At 58.6% G+C, this 18,344-nt stretch carries 13 protein-coding genes and 6 tRNA genes; 16 read left to right on the top strand and 3 right to left on the bottom strand.

All coding sequences use genetic code 11. The features are described from left to right. Positions 1-489 precede the first annotated feature (489 nt). Entirely contained in the window at positions 490-2,154 is a 1,665-nt protein-coding gene (gene glnS / locus ACJ8J1_RS11865; protein WP_033642175.1) for a glutamine--tRNA ligase, read from the bottom strand. A 240-nt stretch (positions 2,155-2,394) separates the two neighbouring features. After that, a complete protein-coding gene (gene nagE / locus ACJ8J1_RS11860; protein ID WP_033642174.1) occupies positions 2,395-4,431 on the bottom strand; it encodes an N-acetylglucosamine-specific PTS transporter subunit IIBC in 2,037 nt (678 codons plus the stop codon). Between the two features lie 334 nt (positions 4,432-4,765). Between nagE and nagB the strand changes: the two genes are divergently transcribed. The 12 genes from nagB (at position 4,766) to ACJ8J1_RS11800 (ending at position 13,190) form a co-directional block, all read left to right on the top strand. Beyond that, positions 4,766-5,566, top strand: coding sequence for a glucosamine-6-phosphate deaminase (gene nagB / locus ACJ8J1_RS11855; protein ID WP_442520344.1), 801 nt, complete (start codon positions 4,766-4,768; stop codon positions 5,564-5,566). A gap of 18 nt (positions 5,567-5,584) precedes the next feature. Next, the gene (gene nagA, locus ACJ8J1_RS11850; RefSeq protein ID WP_033642173.1) at positions 5,585-6,724 is read left to right on the top strand and encodes an N-acetylglucosamine-6-phosphate deacetylase; all 1,140 of its coding nucleotides are present in this window, start codon (positions 5,585-5,587) and stop codon (positions 6,722-6,724) included. Between the two features lie 27 nt (positions 6,725-6,751). After that, complete coding sequence (gene nagC, locus ACJ8J1_RS11845; RefSeq protein ID WP_442520343.1) at positions 6,752-7,972, top strand: DNA-binding transcriptional regulator NagC; 1,221 nt, start codon at positions 6,752-6,754, stop codon at positions 7,970-7,972. A gap of 67 nt (positions 7,973-8,039) precedes the next feature. Further along, on the top strand, positions 8,040-8,792 hold the full coding sequence (locus ACJ8J1_RS11840) for an HAD-IIA family hydrolase (RefSeq protein WP_004939957.1): 753 nt from the start codon (positions 8,040-8,042) through the stop codon (positions 8,790-8,792). Between the two features lie 190 nt (positions 8,793-8,982). Beyond that, positions 8,983-10,425 carry a carbohydrate-binding protein gene (locus tag ACJ8J1_RS11835; RefSeq protein WP_033642172.1) on the top strand — a complete coding sequence of 481 codons (1,443 nt, stop codon included), beginning with the start codon at positions 8,983-8,985 and terminating at the stop codon, positions 10,423-10,425. Between the two features lie 283 nt (positions 10,426-10,708). Beyond that, positions 10,709-12,373, top strand: coding sequence for an asparagine synthase B (gene asnB / locus ACJ8J1_RS11830; RefSeq protein WP_033642171.1), 1,665 nt, complete (start codon positions 10,709-10,711; stop codon positions 12,371-12,373). 218 nt (positions 12,374-12,591) lie between these two features. After that, positions 12,592-12,668 (top strand) — tRNA-Met (locus tag ACJ8J1_RS11825). A gap of 16 nt (positions 12,669-12,684) precedes the next feature. Further along, positions 12,685-12,769 (top strand) — tRNA-Leu (locus ACJ8J1_RS11820). 30 nt (positions 12,770-12,799) lie between these two features. After that, a tRNA-Gln gene (locus ACJ8J1_RS11815) sits at positions 12,800-12,874 on the top strand. Between the two features lie 44 nt (positions 12,875-12,918). Next, a tRNA-Gln gene (locus ACJ8J1_RS11810) sits at positions 12,919-12,993 on the top strand. Between the two features lie 41 nt (positions 12,994-13,034). Continuing rightward, a tRNA-Met gene (locus ACJ8J1_RS11805) sits at positions 13,035-13,111 on the top strand. Positions 13,112-13,115: 4 nt separating this feature from the next. Next, positions 13,116-13,190 (top strand) — tRNA-Gln (locus tag ACJ8J1_RS11800). Positions 13,191-13,278: 88 nt separating this feature from the next. Here ACJ8J1_RS11800 and ubiF read toward each other — a convergent pair. Further along, positions 13,279-14,460 carry a 3-demethoxyubiquinol 3-hydroxylase gene (ubiF, locus tag ACJ8J1_RS11795; RefSeq protein ID WP_033642170.1) on the bottom strand — a complete coding sequence of 394 codons (1,182 nt, stop codon included), beginning with the start codon at positions 14,458-14,460 and terminating at the stop codon, positions 13,279-13,281. Between the two features lie 197 nt (positions 14,461-14,657). On the opposite strand from ubiF, the gene miaB reads away from it, so the two are divergent. The 4 genes from miaB to ybeY all read left to right on the top strand — a co-directional run bounded on the left by miaB (position 14,658) and on the right by ybeY (position 18,298). Then, a complete protein-coding gene (gene miaB / locus ACJ8J1_RS11790; protein WP_033642169.1) occupies positions 14,658-16,082 on the top strand; it encodes a tRNA (N6-isopentenyl adenosine(37)-C2)-methylthiotransferase MiaB in 1,425 nt (474 codons plus the stop codon). 120 nt (positions 16,083-16,202) lie between these two features. Next, positions 16,203-16,538 carry a zinc ribbon domain-containing protein YjdM gene (locus tag ACJ8J1_RS11785; RefSeq protein WP_004939967.1) on the top strand — a complete coding sequence of 112 codons (336 nt, stop codon included), beginning with the start codon at positions 16,203-16,205 and terminating at the stop codon, positions 16,536-16,538. Between the two features lie 258 nt (positions 16,539-16,796). Further along, complete coding sequence (locus ACJ8J1_RS11780; protein WP_170853105.1) at positions 16,797-17,828, top strand: PhoH family protein; 1,032 nt, start codon at positions 16,797-16,799, stop codon at positions 17,826-17,828. Then, the gene (gene ybeY / locus ACJ8J1_RS11775) at positions 17,825-18,298 is read left to right on the top strand and encodes an rRNA maturation RNase YbeY (protein ID WP_004939970.1); all 474 of its coding nucleotides are present in this window, start codon (positions 17,825-17,827) and stop codon (positions 18,296-18,298) included. Before ACJ8J1_RS11780 ends, ybeY begins: the two co-directional genes overlap by 4 nt. Positions 18,299-18,344 lie beyond the last annotated feature (46 nt).

Genomic DNA, 18,344 nt, shown 5'->3' with positions numbered 1-18,344 from the left:
GTAAAAAATATTGCCGACGAGATGTTATTCCCACAGCACTAATTGCTACAGACAGACTATTTTTCGCGACGCGAATTATCAAATGAAAAATGCGGAAGATTTGTCAAAGTATGACAAGGAGCACATATCGGTGATAATTTGTTACGCTGGCATTCATGGAAGGTGTCGAATAAAAAATTCAATTAAATCAGAATAAATACGGATACCAGGTCAACCAGAGACGATTAATGGTTTCAGCCTGACTAAATCCGTCAGTCAGGAGATAAAATTTGAGAGCGCTCTCTAAATGAAATTAATTCGCATCACGAATATATAAGTAAAGATTAAGACTACTAAGACCAATATAAGAAAACTTATTGATTAACGCACCGCAGTTAATTAAACGCAGCCCGGAAAAACGTGGCGGGAATAGATAATTTACTCAATAGCAGGCATAAAAAAAGCGCGGCCTGAGCCGCGCTGATACATTAATTTTCGAGGCGATTAAGATTAGCCTTCGATTTTCGCCCAGGTGTCACGCAGACCGACGGTGCGGTTAAACACCAGGTGCTCAGCCGAAGAGTAATGGCTGTCGGCGCAGAAGTAGCCTTCACGCTCGAACTGATAGGCTTTCTCCGGCTGTGCGGCCGCCAGACTCGGCTCAACGAAACCGTGCTTGATCACCAGCGATTCCGGGTTAATGGTGGAGAGGAAGTCTTCCGCCGCGCCCGGGTTAGGCACGCTGAACAGGCGATCGTACAGGCGAATTTCCGCCGGCAGCGCGTGCGCCGCAGACACCCAGTGGATCACGCCCTTCACCTTGCGGCCGTCGGCAGGATCTTTGCTCAGCGTTTCCGCATCGTAGCTGCAGAAGATGGTGGTGATCTCGCCGGCTTCATCTTTCTCGACGCGCTCGGCCTTGATCACGTACGCGTTGCGCAGACGCACTTCCTTACCCAACACCAGACGCTTGTACTGCTTGTTGGCTTCTTCGCGGAAGTCGGCGCGATCGATATAGATCTCACGGCTGAACGGCACATCGCGGTTGCCCATTTCCGGCTTGTTCGGGTGGTTAGGCATGCTGACCATTTCCACCGCATCGCCCATGTTCTCGATGACGATTTTCACCGGATCCAGCACCGCCATGGCGCGCGGCGCGTTCTCGTTCAGATCGTCGCGGATGCAGGATTCCAGCGCCACCATTTCGACGTTGTTGTCTTGCTTGGTTACGCCGATGCGCAGGCAGAACTCGCGGATCGAGGCGGCAGTATAACCGCGGCGGCGCAGACCGGAGACGGTCGGCATGCGCGGATCATCCCAACCTTCGACGATCTTCTCGGCCACCAGCTGATGCAGCTTGCGCTTCGACATGATGGCGTATTCGAGGTTGAGACGCGAAAACTCGTACTGGCGCGGGTGGCAAGGAATGGTGATGTTATCCAGCACCCAATCATACAAACGGCGGTTATCCTGGAATTCCAGGGTGCACAGCGAATGGGTGATCCCTTCCAGCGCATCGGAAATGCAGTGGGTGAAATCGTACATCGGGTAGATGCACCATTTATTGCCGGTCTGGTGGTGTTCGGCGAACTTGATGCGGTACAGCACCGGATCGCGCATCACGATAAACGGCGAAGCCATATCGATCTTGGCGCGCAGGCAGGCAGCGCCTTCGGCGAATTCGCCGTTGCGCATCTTCTCGAACAGCGCCAGGTTCTCTTCCACGCTGCGACCGCGGTACGGGCTGTCTTTGCCCGGCGCAGTCAGGGTGCCGCGGTATTCACGGATCTGCTCCGGCGACAGTTCGTCGACGTAGGCCAGCCCTTTGCTGATAAGCTCCACCGCATACTGGTGCAGCTGATCGAAATAGTCTGAGGAGTAACGAACGTTGCCGCTCCACTCAAAGCCCAGCCACTCCACGTCGTGCTTGATAGACTCGACGAACTCGATGTCTTCTTTCACCGGGTTGGTGTCGTCGAAACGCAGGTTGCACTGGCCCTGATAGTCCTTGGCGATGCCGAAGTTCAGGCAGATGGACTTGGCGTGGCCGATATGCAGATAGCCGTTAGGCTCCGGCGGGAAACGGGTATGTACCGACGTGTGTTTCCCCGACGCCAGATCTTCATCGACGATCTGACGGATAAAATTGGTTGGGCGGGCTTCAGCCTCACTCATTTCACTGTTCCTCAATGCAAAGCGCTACACATAACCGCCTATGATCCAACAAGCCACGTCTGGAAACAACCGTTTGTTTCATGAAAAATGCGGCGCGTTGCACCATCGGCGCGCAGCGCACCGCCGTGGGGCGAAACGGGATAAAAAAAGCGGGAAGAGATCGCTCTCTTCCCGCCAAGTCGGGGCAAACTCCGCCATGATGCGTGTTCGGCCCCAGGCACTACTCAGGTAAAAACAGCCTTATTTCTGGATCTCATACAGCTTGGTCTGACCGGCGACTACAGAGCCGCTGGCCAGCGCCGCCAGGCCGGCGTACTCGTCAGAGTTGCTGACTACCACCGGGCTTATCATCGAACGCGCATTGGCATTCAGGTAATCCAGATCCAGTTCCAGAATCGGTTGACCGGCTTTCACTTCCGCGCCCTCTTCCACCAGGCGTTTGAAGCCCTGGCCTTCCAGCGCGACGGTGTCGATCCCCATATGCACCACGATCTCGGCGCCCTTGTCGGTTTCCAGGCAGAATGCGTGGTTGGTATTGAAGATTTTCACCACGGTGCCGTCAGCCGGCGCCACCACGATCTTGTCGGTCGGGCGAATCGCCAGGCCGTCGCCTACCGCCTTGCTGGCGAAAGCTTCGTCCGGCACCTGTTCGAGCGCCACCACTTCGCCGGTCACCGGCGCCAGCAGCGTTTCAAACGCGGCTTTCGGCGCGTTCGGCACCGCCTGCGGTTTAGCTTCCGCGGCAGGCGCCGCCGCCGGGGCCACCGCTGCCGCTACAGGGCCGGCCGCAATCACGTTGCGCATTGCGCTGGCGATAAGTTCGGCACGGGTGCCGACGATCACTTGCACGCTCTGCTTGTTCAGGCGGATAACGCCCGACGCGCCGAGGCGTTTCGCCAATGCGTCGTTCACCAGCGCGGAGTCTTTCACGTTCAAACGCAGGCGGGTGATGCAGGCGTCGATGCCGGTCAGGTTGTCGGAACCGCCGATCGCGCCGACGTAACGACGAGCCAGGGTGGTGGTTTCGTTCTCGTCTTTACCGGCGTTGCTGTCGACGTTGACGTCGTAGCCGTCGGTTTCGTCACCGGCAACCGCCAGCTCGCGGCCCGGGGTCATCAGGTTGAATTTTTTGATGGTGAAGCGGAACACCACGTAGTAGATGACGAAGAACACCAGGCCTTGCGGGATCAGCATGTACCAGTGGGTCGCCAGCGGGTTGCGAGACGACAGCACCATATCCACCAGGCCGGCGCTGAAGCCGAAACCGGCGATCCAATGCATGCTGGCGGCGATGAACACCGAGATACCGGTCAGCACGGCGTGGATCACGTACAGCACCGGCGCCACGAACATGAAGGAGAATTCCAGCGGTTCGGTAATACCGGTAAAGAAGGCGGCGAAAGCGGCCGCCAGCATGATGCCCGCCACTTTGGCTTTGTTCTCAGGACGCGCGCAGTGGTAAATGGCCAGCGCCGCCCCCGGCAGACCGAACATCATGATCGGGAAGAAGCCCGCCTGATAACGGCCGGTGATGCCGACAACCGCTTTACCGGCTTCGATCGACTGCTGGCCGCCAAGGAAGTTAGGAATATCGTTGATGCCGGCCACGTCGAACCAGAACACCGAGTTCAGCGCGTGGTGCAGGCCGACCGGGATCAGCAGGCGGTTGAAGAAGGCGTAGATGCCCGCGCCGACCGAGCCCATTTTCTGAATGTGTTCACCGAAGTTCACCAGACCGTTGAAGATCACCGGCCAAATGTACATCAGGATGAAAGCCACCAGGATCATCAGGAAGGAAATGAGGATCGGCACCAAACGGCGGCCGCTGAAGAACGACAGCGCCTTGGGCAGCTCGACGCCGCTGAAGCGGTTGTACACTTCGGCGGAGATGATGCCCACCAGAATACCGACGAACTGGTTCTGGATCTTGCCGAACGCGGCGGGCACCTGATCGAGCGGGATCTTCTGAATCATCGACACGGCGGCCGGCGAACAGAGGGTGGTCAGCACCAGGAAGCCGACGAAGCCGGTCAACGCGGCGGCGCCGTCCTTGTCTTTGGACATGCCGTAGGCCACGCCGATAGCGAACAGCACCGACATGTTGTCGATGATAGCGGAGCCGGATTTAATGAAGAAAGCGGCGAGCGCGTTGTCGCCGCCCCAACCAACAGGGTCAATCCAGTACCCGACGCCCATCAAGATGGCGGCGGCGGGCAGCGTGGCGACCGGCACCATCAGCGCCCGTCCCACCTTTTGCAAATAACTAAGAATGTTCACCTTTTCCCCCTATGTTGTCCGCGGACGGACCCTATTAGTAGTTTATTTGAAGCTCTCACTACCTTTTTAGAAACAGCGCTTGGCACGTATCACTCATGCCGAGTGTAAAAAATTTATTTTGTATCGCAAATTAAAACCTCCCTTTTTGTGATAAATATCACCAAAAAGTAGTCTTCACCTCCCAGATTGCTGGCCATCACACAAAACTTATTTTATCATTCAAAAAATCAACCGGACGGACGATTCACGCGAGAATCATAAAGCTGGGTTACGCTTACGACTCCCGCAGGCCCGTACAGTATAGCTTTAGTTTACTTATCCCAAGAGGTGTTAGATGAGACTTATCCCACTGAAAGATACCGCACAAGTCGGCAAATGGGCCGCGCGTCATATCGTTCAACGCATCAACGCATTCAAGCCAACCGCAGAGCGCCCGTTTGTTCTCGGCCTGCCCACCGGCGGCACGCCGCTGGAAGCCTACAAACATCTGATTGCGATGCACAAAGCAGGTGAAGTAAGCTTTAAGCATGTTGTGACTTTCAACATGGACGAGTACGTTGGCCTGCCGCAGGAACACCCGGAAAGCTATCACACCTTCATGTACCGCAACTTCTTTGATCTCGTTGATATCCCTCGCGAAAATATCAACCTGCTGAACGGCAACGCCGCGGATGTCGACGCCGAGTGCCGCCAGTACGAAGAGAAGATCAAGTCTTACGGCAAAATTAACCTGTTCATGGGCGGCGTGGGCATCGACGGCCATATCGCGTTCAACGAGCCGGCTTCGTCCCTGGCTTCGCGCACCCGCATCAAAACGCTGACCGAAGACACCCGCATCGCCAACTCGCGCTTCTTCGGCGGTGACGTCAGCCTGGTGCCGAAATATGCGCTGACCGTCGGCGTGGGCACGCTGCTGGACGCGGAAGAAGTAATGATCCTGGTCACCGGCCACGCCAAGGCGCAGGCGCTGGAAGCCGCAGTGGAAGGCAATATCAACCACATGTGGACCATCAGCTGTCTGCAGTTGCACGCCAAAGCGGTAGTGGTGTGCGACGAACCGGCCACCATGGAGCTGAAAGTCAAAACCGTCAAATATTTCCGCGAGTTAGAAGCGGAAAGCGTTAAAAGTCTTTAATCTTTGCAGGGGGCTACGATGTTCGCTTTAACCCACGGCCGAATCTATACCGGCCACGACGTACTTGATGACCATGCAGTCATTATCGCTGATGGGCTGATCGAGAAAGTCTGCCCGGCGGCTGAATTGCCCGCCGGCATCGAAACGCGCGACCTGGGTGGCGCCATCCTGGCCCCCGGGCTTATCGACGTGCAGCTGAACGGCTGCGGCGGCGTACAGTTCAACGATTCGCTGGAAGCGATCTCGGAAGAAACGCTGGAGATCATGCAGCGCGCCAACGAGAAATCCGGCTGCACCAGCTATCTGCCGACGTTGATCACCAGCAGCGACGAATTCATGAAGCACAGCGTCGACGTGATGCGCGCTTATCTGAAAAAGCACCAAAACCAGGCATTGGGCCTGCACCTGGAAGGGCCATACCTCAGCCCGGTGAAAAAAGGCACCCACAATCCGGCGTTCATTCGCAAGCCGACCCAGGAAATGATCGATTACCTGTGCGCCAACGCCGACGTGATCACCAAGGTGACGCTGGCGCCGGAAATGGTTGAACCGCACTTTATCAAGCAGCTGACCGAGGCCGGCATCGTGGTCTCCGCCGGCCACTCGAACGCCACCTACGATCAGGCTCGCACCGGTTTCGCCGCCGGCATCAGCTTCGCCACCCACCTGTACAACGCCATGCCTTATATCACCGGCCGCGAACCGGGGCTGATGGGGGCAATCTTCGATACGCCGGAGGTCTATACCGGCATCATCGCCGACGGCCATCACGTGGCCTGGGCGAGTATCCGTAACGCCAAACGCCTGAAAGGTGATAAATTGGTCTTGGTCACCGATGCCACCGCGCCGGCGGGTGCAGATATTGACCAATTTATTTTCGCCGGTAAAACAATATACTATCGGGATGGGCTGTGCGTGGATGAGAACGGCACTCTGAGCGGTTCCGCGCTGACCATGATCGAAGCGGTGCGAAACAGCGTCGAGCATATCGGCATCGCGCTGGACGAAGCGCTGCGCATGGCGACGCTGTATCCGGCGCGCGCCATCGGCGTCGATCACCGTCTGGGCACCCTCGAAGCCGGCAAGGTGGCTAACCTGACCGCCTTCACCCGTGATTTCAAGATCACCAAAACGCTCGTTAACGGTAACGAGGTTTAATTCAATGAACAGCGAGTAAAATTATTGATGAGCACTGGCGGACAAGCACAAATAGGGAACGTTGACTTAGTCAAACAACTTAACGGCGCGGCAGTTTACCGCCTGATCGACCAGCAGGGCCCGATCTCGCGCATTCAGATTGCCGAACTCAGCCAGCTCGCCCCCGCCAGCGTCACCAAAATTACTCGCCAGCTGCTGGAGCGCGGGCTGATCAAAGAAGTCGATCAGCAGGCCTCCACCGGCGGCCGCCGCGCGATCTCCATCGTGTCGGAAACCCGTCATTTCCATACCGTCGCGGTGCGTCTCGGCCGCCACGACGCCACCATCACCCTGTATGACATGAGCGGCAAGTCGCTCAGCGAAGAACACTATCCGCTGCCGGAACGCACTCAAGAAACGCTGGAGAATGCGCTGTTCGCCGCCATCGCCCAATTCATCGACGCTAACCAGCGCCGCCTGCGCGAGCTGATCGCCATCGCGGTGATCCTGCCCGGCCTGGTGGATCCGGCGCTGGGCGTGGTGCGCTACATGCCGCACATCAGCGTCAGCAATTGGGCGCTGGTGGACAACCTGCAGCAGCGCTTTAACGTCACCAGCTTCGTCGGCCACGACATCCGCAGCCTGGCGCTGGCGGAGCACTACTTCGGCGCCACCCGCGACTGCGAAGACTCGATTCTGGTGCGCCTGCACCGCGGCACCGGCGCCGGCATCATCGTCAACGGGCAGATTTTTCTCGGCAACAACGGCAACGTCGGCGAGATCGGCCATATCCAGATCGATCCGTTGGGGGAACGCTGCCACTGCGGCAACTTCGGCTGCCTGGAAACCGTGGCCGCCAACGCCGCGATCGAACAGCGCGTGCGCCAGCTGCTGAGCCAGGGCTACCCGAGCAAACTGACGCTGGAAGACTGCGGCATCAACGCCATCTGCAAGGCCGCCAACCGCGGCGATCTGCTGGCCAGCGAAGTGATCGAACACGTAGGCCGCTATCTGGGCAAAGCGGTGGCCATCGCCATCAACCTGTTCAATCCGCAGAAGGTGGTGATCGCCGGTGAGATCACCGAAGCGGACAAGGTGCTGCTGCCGGCGATCCTGAGCTGCATCAATACCCAGGTGCTGAAGGACTTCCGCAAAAATCTGCCGGTGGTGACCTCCGAACTCAATCATCGCTCGGCGATCGGCGCTTTCGCCCTGGCCAAACGCGCGATGCTCAACGGCGTGCTCTTGCAGCGATTGCTGGAAAGCTGATCCGCCGCTTCTGGCAGGCGTGTTATCGTCACCCTTCGCCTGCCGTAATCATGAGAAACAGCGACAAATGAAAATCAAAAACGTTATATGCGATATCGACGGCGTGCTGCTGCATGACAATACGCCGGTTCCCGGCGCCGACCTGTTCCTGGCGCGCATCCAGGAACAAGGCATGCCGCTGGTGGTGCTGACCAACTACCCATCACAGACCGCACAGGATCTGGCGAACCGCTTCGCCGCCGCCGGGCTGGAAGTGCCGGAGAGCGCGTTCTACACCTCGGCGATGGCCACCGCCGATTTCCTGCGCCGTCAGGAAGGCAAAAAAGCCTATGTGGTCGGCGAAGGCGCCCTGATCCATGAGCTGTACAAAGCCGGTTTCACCATCACCGACATCAACCCGGACTTCGTGATCGTCGGTGAAACCCGCTCTTACAACTGGGACATGATGCATAAAGCCGCCTACTTCGTGAGCAACGGCGCGCGCTTTATCGCCACCAACCCGGATAGTCACGGCCACGGCTTCTCGCCGGCCTGTGGCGCGCTGTGCGCCCCCATTGAGAAGATCACCGGCCGCAAGCCGTTTTACGTCGGCAAGCCCAGCCCGTGGATCATTCGCGCCGCACTGAACAAAATGCAGGCGCACTCGGAAGAGACGGTGATCGTCGGCGATAACCTGCGCACCGACATTCTGGCGGGCTTCCAGGCCGGCCTGGAAACCGTGCTGGTGCTGTCCGGCGTCTCCACGCTGAGCGACATCGAAACCATGCCGTTCCGCCCGAGCTACGTCTACCCTTCCGTCGCCGATATCACCATCTTCTGATGCGGCCATGGCGGCCGCCCGGCCGCCATTATTTCCTTCTCCCTCAGCGTCAGTTTGAATTTAATTCGTTCATGGCCGTAAAAGGTTTCAGCCTGCCTGCGTTAAAAATCCTCATTATAACGTTACGCCCCGCCAATAGCTGATATTGCCGGCGAGCGAAAAACCCTTACCCCTAATTAATGAGGCTACCATGAGCACAAATAACACGATTAATGCCGTCGCCGCCGATGACGCGGCCATTATGCCGTCTATCGCCAATAAAAAGATCCTGATGGGTTTCTGGCACAACTGGGCCGCCGGCGCCAGTGACGGCTATCAGCAAGGCCAGTTCACCAATATGAACCTGACCGACATTCCCGCCGAGTACAACGTGGTGGCCGTCGCCTTTATGAAAGGCCAGGGCATCCCAACCTTCAAGCCTTACAACCTGTCCGACGCCGAGTTCCGCCGCCAGGTGGGCGTGCTGAACAGCCAGGGCCGCGCGGTGCTGATCTCCCTCGGCGGCGCAGACGCGCATATCGAGCTGAAAACCGGCGACGAAGACAAGCTGAAAGACGAGATTATTCGCCTGGTGGAAGTCTATGGCTTCGACGGACTGGATATCGATCTGGAACAGGCGGCGATCGGCGCCGCCAATAATAAAACCGTCTTGCCTGCGGCGCTGAAAAAAGTAAAAGACCATTACGCCGCCCAGGGGAAAAACTTTATTATCAGCATGGCGCCGGAATTCCCATACTTACGTGAAAATGGCACCTACCTGGATTATATCAGCGCCCTCGAAGGCTATTACGACTTTATCGCGCCGCAATATTATAACCAGGGTGGCGATGGCCTTTGGGTTGAAGAAATTAAAACCTGGCTGACCCAAAACGACGATACCAAGAAGGAAGACTTCCTCTACTACCTGACGGAAAGCCTGGTTACCGGCACCCGCGGCTATGCGAAGATCCCGGCGGCGAAATTCGTCATCGGCCTGCCGAGCAACAACGACGCCGCCGCCACCGGCTACGTGATCGATAAACAGGCGGTGTATAACGCTTTCTCACGTCTCGACGCCAAAAACCTGTCGATCAAGGGCCTGATGACCTGGTCAATCAACTGGGATAACGGCAAGAGCAAAGCCGGCGTCGCCTACAATTGGGAGTTCAAAACCCGCTATGCGCCGCTGATTCAGGGCGGCGTCACCCCGCCGCCGGGAAAGCCTAATGCGCCGACGGCGCTGACGGTCGCCGAGCTGGGCGCCACCTCGCTGAAACTGAGCTGGGCCGCCGCCACCGGCGCCTCACCGATCGCCAGCTACACCGTCTACCGCAACGGCAACCCGATCGGCCAAACCGCCGGTCTGTCGCTGGCCGACAGCGGTCTGACGCCGGCAACCCAGTACAGCTACTTCGTTACCGCGACCGACACCCTGGGCAATACCTCCCTGCCGAGCAGCGCGCTGGCGGTCAAAACCGCCAATGACGGTACGCCGCCCGATCCGGGCGCGCCCGAGTGGCAGAACAACCACAGCTACAAAGCCGGCGACGTCGTGAGTTATAAAGGCAAGAAATACACCTGTATTCAGGCGCACACCTCCAATGCCGGCTGGACGCCGGATGCCGCGTTCACCCTCTGGCAGCTCATCGCCTAATCGCTAATCGATTGCCGGTCAAACTGGCCGGCAATCCCGCCATCACGCTAAAAATTGCATAATCGACAATTTTTTACGCCGATAACTGAAAATCCGTTAAAAACCTCAGCCACGCAAACAACTATTTCTCAGCGCATGGCTAAAACGCTTGCATCCTCTGCAGCTTTTGGCGCATTTTCATAACCACAGCGCAGCAAAACCGCGTTATCGCTGATAAATCGGCAATGCTGCCCATAACAGTAAAAACAACATCACAGTCATAAAAGCCCGTTAGGAGAGTTGTATGTGTTCTATTTTCGGTGTGCTCGATCTGAAGTCCGATCCCGTTGAACTGCGTAAGAAAGCGCTGGAGCTGTCACGTCTGATGCGCCACCGCGGCCCGGATTGGTCCGGCGTTTACGCCAGCGACAAAGCCATTCTGGCTCACGAACGCCTGTCGATCGTCGACGTCAACAACGGCGCTCAACCGCTGTACAACGCTGCGCACACCCACGTTCTGGCGGTCAACGGCGAAATTTACAACCATCAGGCGCTGCGCCAACAGCTGAGCGACCGCTATGCCTTCCAGACCGGCTCCGACTGTGAAGTGATCCTGGCGCTGTATCAGGAGAAAGGCCCGGAGTTCCTCGACGATCTGCAAGGCATGTTCGCCTTTGCCCTGTATGACACCGAAAAAGACGCCTACCTGATCGGCCGCGATCACCTGGGCATCATCCCGCTGTATATGGGCCATGACGAACACGGCAACCTGTACGTTGCCTCGGAAATGAAAGCGCTGGTGCCGGTGTGCCGCACCATCAAGGAATTCCCGGCCGGCAGCTACCTGTGGAGCCAGGACGGCCAGATCCGCGAATACTATCGCCGCGACTGGTTCGATTACGACAGCGTCAAGGACAACGTGACCGACGCCGCCGCCCTGCGCACCGCGCTGGAAGAGTCGGTGAAAAGCCACCTGATGTCCGACGTGCCTTACGGCGTGCTGCTCTCGGGCGGGCTGGATTCTTCAGTCATTTCGGCGATCACCAAGAAGTACGCCGCGCGCCGCGTGGAAGATCAGGAACGCAGCGAAGCCTGGTGGCCGCAGCTGCACTCCTTCGCCGTCGGGCTGGAAGGCTCGCCGGATCTGCGCGCCGCGCAGGAGGTGGCCAACCATCTGGGCACCGTGCACCATGAGATCCACTTCACCGTGCAGGAAGGGCTGGACGCCATCCGCGACGTGATTTACCACATCGAAACCTATGACGTCACCACCATCCGCGCGTCGACGCCGATGTACCTGATGTCGCGCAAAATCAAGGCGATGGGCATCAAGATGGTGCTTTCCGGCGAAGGCGCGGACGAAGTGTTCGGCGGCTACCTGTACTTCCATAAGGCGCCGGACGCCCGCGAATTCCATGAAGAGACCGTACGCAAACTGCTGGCGCTGCACATGTTCGACTGCGCGCGCGCCAACAAGGCGATGTCCGCCTGGGGCGTCGAAGCCCGCGTGCCGTTCCTGGACAAGAAATTCCTCGACGTGGCAATGCGTATCAACCCGAAAGATAAAATGTGCGGCAACGGCAAAATGGAAAAACACATCGTTCGCGAATGTTTCGAGTCCTATTTGCCCGCCAGCGTGGCCTGGCGCCAGAAAGAGCAGTTCTCCGACGGCGTCGGCTACAGCTGGATCGACACGCTAAAAGAGGTGGCTGCGCAGCAAATTAGCGATCAACAGCTCGAAACCGCGCGTTTCCGCTTCCCGTACAACACGCCGACGTCGAAAGAAGGCTACCTGTACCGCGAAATCTTCGAGGAGCTGTTCCCGCTGCCGAGCGCCGCCGAATGCGTGCCGGGCGGCCCATCCGTCGCCTGCTCGTCCGCCAAGGCCATCGAGTGGGATGAATCGTTCAAGAAGATGGACGATCCTTCCGGCCGCGCCGTCGGCGTGCACCAGGCCGCCTATAAATAATCGCGCGGCATTTTCCCCGGGGCGGGCCTTTTGGCCCGCCTTTTTGTTGCCTTTTCCGCCCGCCAACTGCCTGAATTGCCGATTTTATCGCCATAATGTTCACAACCCAGACAAACGGCGCTTCCGGGCGCTTTTTCGGGAAAAAACTTGTTGACGCAAATCGGTCATATACGCATAATGCGCCCCGCAACGCCGATGAAGGCAAAGCAAAAAAAGAGGGCTACGTAGCTCAGCTGGTTAGAGCACATCACTCATAATGATGGGGTCACAGGTTCGAATCCCGTCGTAGCCACCATCTCTTTTTTGTATTTGCGGGAGTGGCGAAATTGGTAGACGCACCAGATTTAGGTTCTGGCGCCGCAAGGTGTGCGAGTTCAAGTCTCGCCTCCCGCACCATTTCTCTTCATCGTCGGCGCAGTATGTTGATGGGGTATCGCCAAGCGGTAAGGCACCGGTTTTTGATACCGGCATTCCCTGGTTCGAATCCAGGTACCCCAGCCATATTCTTTCGGGAACGGGGTTTCAACATAAGATTTGTTTGCAGGTGGGGTATCGCCAAGCGGTAAGGCACCGGTTTTTGATACCGGCATTCCCTGGTTCGAATCCAGGTACCCCAGCCATAACAAACTGCTTGCAAATCAAAGAAGTAAAAAGTAACATCGGCTACGTAGCTCAGCTGGTTAGAGCACATCACTCATAATGATGGGGTCACAGGTTCAAATCCCGTCGTAGCCACCATAATTGGGGTGTCGCCAAGCGGTAAGGCTCTGGTTTCTGATACCAGCATACCCAGGTTCGAATCCTGGCACCCCAGCCATATTTAGAAAAGCCCGCTTCGGCGGGCTTTTTGCTGTCTGCCGTTCAGCCAACCTTAAATAGGCCCAGCCACCGCTGAGCCCTGTCGGTTACAATCCCAAGGCGTACTTCAACGCATGCTCTTTCAGCTTGCCCGCCCGCTGCGCGGCCATCAGCGCCAGATTGCGCGCCACGGTCAGCGGCGCCAGGTTATTGCTGAAGGCGGTATAGAACAGATCCATGCCGCTCTGCATCAACAGATTGTCGGTACGGCGGCGGCGTTGATAGCGCAGCAGCACCGCCTCGCCGCTCCAGTCTTCTCCCTGCTCTCGCGCCTCGCTCAGCACGTTCAGCAAGGCATCCACATCGCGATACCCCAGATTGACGCCCTGCCCGGCCAGCGGATTGATGGTATGCGCCGCATCGCCCAGCAGCGCCAGGCCCGGCAGCACGTAGCGCTGCGCATGACGGCGCGTCAACGGGAACGATCCGGCGGCATGCACCTTGACCGGGCCCAGTCGCGCCGGAAAAGCGGCGGCGATCTCGCGCTCCAGCTGCGCCGGCGGCATCGCCTGCAGTTGGCGAATGCGCTGCGGGCTGTCATACCACACCAGCGACGCCCAGCTGTCGTACAGCGGCAGGAAAGCGCGCGGCCCTGACGGGAAGAAGCGCTGCCAGGTCACATCCTGCTGCGGCGCGCCGGTATCGACGGTGATCAACATGCACGCCTGACGATACTGCCAGCCGTTGGTGCCGATCGCCGCCAGCTTGCGCACCTGCGAGTTGGCGCCGTCGGCGCCGACAACCAGCCGCGCCTGCAGCGTTTCACCGCTGTCCAGCGTCAGTTGCCAGGCCTTGTCCGCCCGCTGCAGCGATTGCAGCCTGGCGGGGCACAGCAGCGTCAAATTGGCGCACTGTGCGAACTGCTGCCACAGCGCCAGCTGCAAAATGCGGTTTTCCACCATAAAGCCCAACTCCGGCAGCCCCAGCGATAGCGCATCGAACGCCACGCGCGACGACGCCCATTCCCAGGTCTCCAGCCGGCGATACGGCACCGTGCGCATCGCCGTCACGGCGGGCCAGGCGCCGAGCTGTTTCAGCAGCCCCACCGAGGTGCAGCCGATAGCGGAAATGCGCAGGTCCGGCGGGCTTTGCGCCTCGAACGCCTGCGGCGCCTGATGTTCCAGCAACGCCACCGACCAGCCCGCCTGCGCCAGGCCCAGAGCCGCCGCCGCGCCGACCATGCCGCCGCCCACCACCACCGCGTCGTACCGATTTTGAGATGTCTTCATATTGGCTATGTTTTCTATGTGAATGCTCGCCATCCCACCCGACATGGCGTTTTGCGCAGTGTACCGGATTTTCGCTTCGGCTTCAGGTTGCATGCCATTTTCCCCCGCGCTGGTCACAACGGCGGCAAATGATTACAATACGCGCCCTGCATGTCGCGTAACGCAACTTTCGCTCCGCACTGAGTAATGGCAAGTCAATGACGAAAAAACTACATATCAAAACCTGGGGCTGCCAGATGAATGAGTACGATTCATCGAAAATGGCCGACCTGTTGAACAGCACGCACGGCTTCGAGTGGACCGACAACGCCGAGGAAGCGGACGTGCTGTTGCTGAATACCTGCTCGATCCGTGAAAAAGCGCAGGAAAAAGTTTTCGCCATGCTGGGGCGCTGGCGCTTGCTGAAAGAGAAGAACCCGTCTGTCATCATCGGCGTCGGCGGTTGCGTGGCCTCGCAAGAAGGCGAACTGATCCGCAGCCGCGCGCCTTGCGTCGACGTGGTATTCGGCCCGCAGACCCTGCACCGCCTGCCGGAAATGATCAACCACGTTCAGGGCACCCGCAGCCCGGTGGTCGATATCAGTTTCCCTGAGATCGAAAAGTTCGACCGCCTGCCGGAGCCGCGCGCCGAAGGCCCGACCGCGTTCGTGTCGATCATGGAAGGCTGCAACAAATACTGCACTTTCTGCGTGGTGCCATACACCCGCGGCGAGGAAGTGAGCCGCCCGAGCGACGACGTGCTGTTCGAAATCGCCCAACTGGCGGCGCAGGGCGTGCGCGAAGTCAACCTGCTCGGCCAAAACGTCAACGCGTACCGCGGCGCCACGCATGACGGCGATATCTGCTCGTTCGCCGAACTGCTGCGCCTGGTGGCCGCCATCGACGGCATCGATCGCATTCGCTTCACCACCAGCCACCCTATCGAGTTCACCGATGACATCATCGCGGTGTACGAAGACACGCCGGAGCTGGTCAGCTTCCTGCACCTGCCGGTGCAGAGCGGTTCGGATCGCATCCTGACCATGATGAAACGCGCCCATACCGCGCTGGAGTATAAGGCGATTATCCGCAAGCTGCGCAAGGCGCGCCCGAACATCCAGCTCAGCTCCGACTTCATCGTCGGTTTCCCGGGCGAGAGCCAGGCCGACTTCGAACAGACCATGAACCTGATCGCCGACGTCAACTTCGACGTCAGCTTCAGCTTCATCTATTCGTCGCGCCCCGGTACGCCGGCGGCGGACATGGTTGACGACGTCAGCGAAGAAGAGAAAAAACAGCGGCTGTATATTCTGCAGGATCGCATCAACCAGCAGGCGCTGCAGTTCAGCCGCCGCATGCTCGGCACCGTCCAGCGCATTCTGGTGGAAGGCACCTCGCGCAGAAGCGTGATGGAGCTGGCCGGGCGCACGGAGTGCAACCGTGTGGTAAACTTCGAAGGCACGCCCGACATGATCGGCCAGTTTGTCGACGTGGAAATTACCGAGGTGCTGACCAACACCCTGCGTGGCGCAGTGGTGCGCACCGAACAGCAGATGGATCTGCGCGTACATGAATCCCCGCAGTCGGTGATCGCCCGTACCCGCAAAGAAAACGCGCTGGGCGTCGGCATTTACCAGCCCTGACGCCGCGGCGGCTCGCCTTATCGCCGCCCGTTCGCGCTACTCCTTACCGTTTCTCCGCCGGGCGTCCGCGCCCGGTGATGTTCTTTTTTTTATTTTTTATTGTTGAAGAGGCGACATAACATGCAACTCCCACACTGCCCGAAGTGCAACTCCGAATACACCTACCAGGACAATGCCCTGTTCATCTGCCCTGAGTGCGCCCACGAGTGGAGCGACAGCGCCCCGGCGGAAGATCAGGACGCGCTGATCGTCAAAGACGCCAACGGCAACCTGCTGGCGGACGGCGACGCGGTCACCGTGATCAAGGACCTGAAGGTTAAAGGCAGCTCCTCGATGCTGAAGATCGGCACCAAGGTGAAAAACATTCGTCTGGTGGAAGGCGATCACAACATCGACTGCAAAATCGACGGTTTCGGCCCGATGAAACTGAAATCCGAGTTCGTGAAAAAGAACTGATTCTCGGCGGCCTTGTCCTGTGATGACGCGGCGGGCTTTGCGCCCCGCCGCGTTTTTTCCTTATCTTCCCTTGAATTCCGCCGACGGCGCACAGATAGATCAGCGGTAAACTTGCGCCGTTGCGGCGCACCATGAATAATTCAAGAAAGAGAGTATTCAGGCTCGCCCTGAACGCGCGCGTCCCGGACGCGCTATGTGACATCAACCAGGCCCGATGTGACCTAGAGGAATAGTTTGAACGTCGCAACACAAGAAATTATGTTGGAGCCCGCAGACAACAAGCGTTTGCTCAGCCTGTGCGGCCCGTTTGATGACAACATCAAGCAACTCGAGCGCCGATTGGGCATCGAAATCAATCGTCGCGACAACCGCTTCAAGCTGGTCGGCAAAAACCTGTGCGTGGTCGCCGCCGCCGATATCCTGCGCCATCTGTACGTGGATACCGCGCCGATTCGCGGCGTGATCCCGGATATCGATCCGGAGCAAATCCATCTGGCGATCAAAGAGAGCCGGGTGCTGGAACAGGTGGCGGACAGCGTGCCGGATTACGGCAAGGCGGTCACCATCAAAACCAAGCGCGGCATGGTGAAACCGCGCACGCCTAACCAGGCGCAGTACATCGCCAACATTCTCGATCACGACATCACCTTCGGCATCGGCCCGGCCGGTACCGGCAAAACCTACCTGGCGGTCGCCGCCGCGGTGGATGCGCTGGAACGCCAGGAAATTCGCCGCATTCTGCTGACCCGTCCCGCGGTCGAAGCCGGCGAAAAGCTGGGCTTCCTGCCGGGCGATCTGAGCCAGAAGGTTGATCCTTATCTGCGCCCGCTGTACGACGCCCTGTTCGAAATGCTGGGCTTCGAGCGCGTGGAGAAGCTCATTGAGCGCAACGTGATCGAAGTCGCGCCGCTGGCCTATATGCGCGGCCGTACGCTGAACGATGCCTTTATCATTCTGGATGAGAGCCAGAACACCACCATCGAGCAGATGAAGATGTTCCTGACGCGCATCGGCTTCAACTCTAAGGCGGTCATCACCGGCGACGTCACCCAGATCGACCTGCCGCGCAACCAGAAATCCGGCCTGCGCCACGCGGTGGAAGTGCTGTCGGACGTGGAAGAACTGAGCTTCAACTTCTTCCACAGCGAAGACGTGGTGCGCCACCCGGTGGTGGCCCGCGTAGTCATCGCCTATGAGGCCTGGGAAGCGGCCGAACAGAAGCGAAAAGATGCGATTGCCGAACAACGTAAGCGCGAGGCGCTCGCCGCCTCCGAGCAGGAGACACCATGAGTCAGGTGATTTTGGATCTGCAGATTGCCTGTGAAAGCAGCGACGGCCTGCCGGATGAGGCCACCTTCCAGCGCTGGCTGGAAGGCGTGCTGCCGCAATTTCAGGAAGAGGCCGAGGTGACCGTGCGTCTGGTGGACGAAGCGGAAAGCCACGAGCTGAACCTGACCTACCGCGGCAAAGACAAGCCGACCAACGTGCTCTCTTTCCCGTTCGAGGCTCCGCCGGGCATCGAACTGCCGCTGCTCGGCGATCTGATCATCTGCCGCCAGGTGGTTGAACAGGAAGCGATTGAGCAAGGCAAGGCGCTGGAGGCCCACTGGGCGCATATGGTTGTCCACGGCAGCCTTCATCTGCTAGGGTATGACCACATCGAAGACGATGAAGCCGAAGAAATGGAGTCTTTGGAAACCGAAATCATGCACGGACTGGGCTATCCTGATCCGTACCTGGCGGAAAAAGACCCCGTCTGACGTCAGCCGTTTACCCCACAGCCCCTAACGGGGCTGTCGCTGACGC

Origin of the sequence: Serratia sp. CY37869 (assembly GCF_052168895.1) — a bacterium.
In the GTDB taxonomy this organism is placed as follows: Bacteria; Pseudomonadota; Gammaproteobacteria; order Enterobacterales; family Enterobacteriaceae; genus Serratia; species Serratia ureilytica.
This window is presented reverse-complemented; position numbering and strand designations above follow the sequence as displayed.

Bases quoted from the DNA above. Each gene is read 5' to 3' on its own strand.
- glnS (WP_033642175.1), bottom strand. From the start codon at position 2,154: ATGAGTGAGGCTGAAGCCCGCCCAACCAATTTTATCCGTCAGATCGTC.
- nagB (WP_442520344.1), top strand. From the start codon at position 4,766: ATGAGACTTATCCCACTGAAAGATACCGCACAAGTCGGCAAATGGGCC.
- nagA (WP_033642173.1), top strand. From the start codon at position 5,585: ATGTTCGCTTTAACCCACGGCCGAATCTATACCGGCCACGACGTACTT.
- nagC (WP_442520343.1), top strand. From the start codon at position 6,752: ATGAGCACTGGCGGACAAGCACAAATAGGGAACGTTGACTTAGTCAAA.
- ACJ8J1_RS11840 (WP_004939957.1), top strand. From the start codon at position 8,040: ATGAAAATCAAAAACGTTATATGCGATATCGACGGCGTGCTGCTGCAT.
- ACJ8J1_RS11835 (WP_033642172.1), top strand. From the start codon at position 8,983: ATGAGCACAAATAACACGATTAATGCCGTCGCCGCCGATGACGCGGCC.
- asnB (WP_033642171.1), top strand. From the start codon at position 10,709: ATGTGTTCTATTTTCGGTGTGCTCGATCTGAAGTCCGATCCCGTTGAA.
- ubiF (WP_033642170.1), bottom strand. From the start codon at position 14,460: ATGAAGACATCTCAAAATCGGTACGACGCGGTGGTGGTGGGCGGCGGC.
- miaB (WP_033642169.1), top strand. From the start codon at position 14,658: ATGACGAAAAAACTACATATCAAAACCTGGGGCTGCCAGATGAATGAG.
- ACJ8J1_RS11785 (WP_004939967.1), top strand. From the start codon at position 16,203: ATGCAACTCCCACACTGCCCGAAGTGCAACTCCGAATACACCTACCAG.
- ACJ8J1_RS11780 (WP_170853105.1), top strand. From the start codon at position 16,797: ATGTTGGAGCCCGCAGACAACAAGCGTTTGCTCAGCCTGTGCGGCCCG.
- ybeY (WP_004939970.1), top strand. From the start codon at position 17,825: ATGAGTCAGGTGATTTTGGATCTGCAGATTGCCTGTGAAAGCAGCGAC.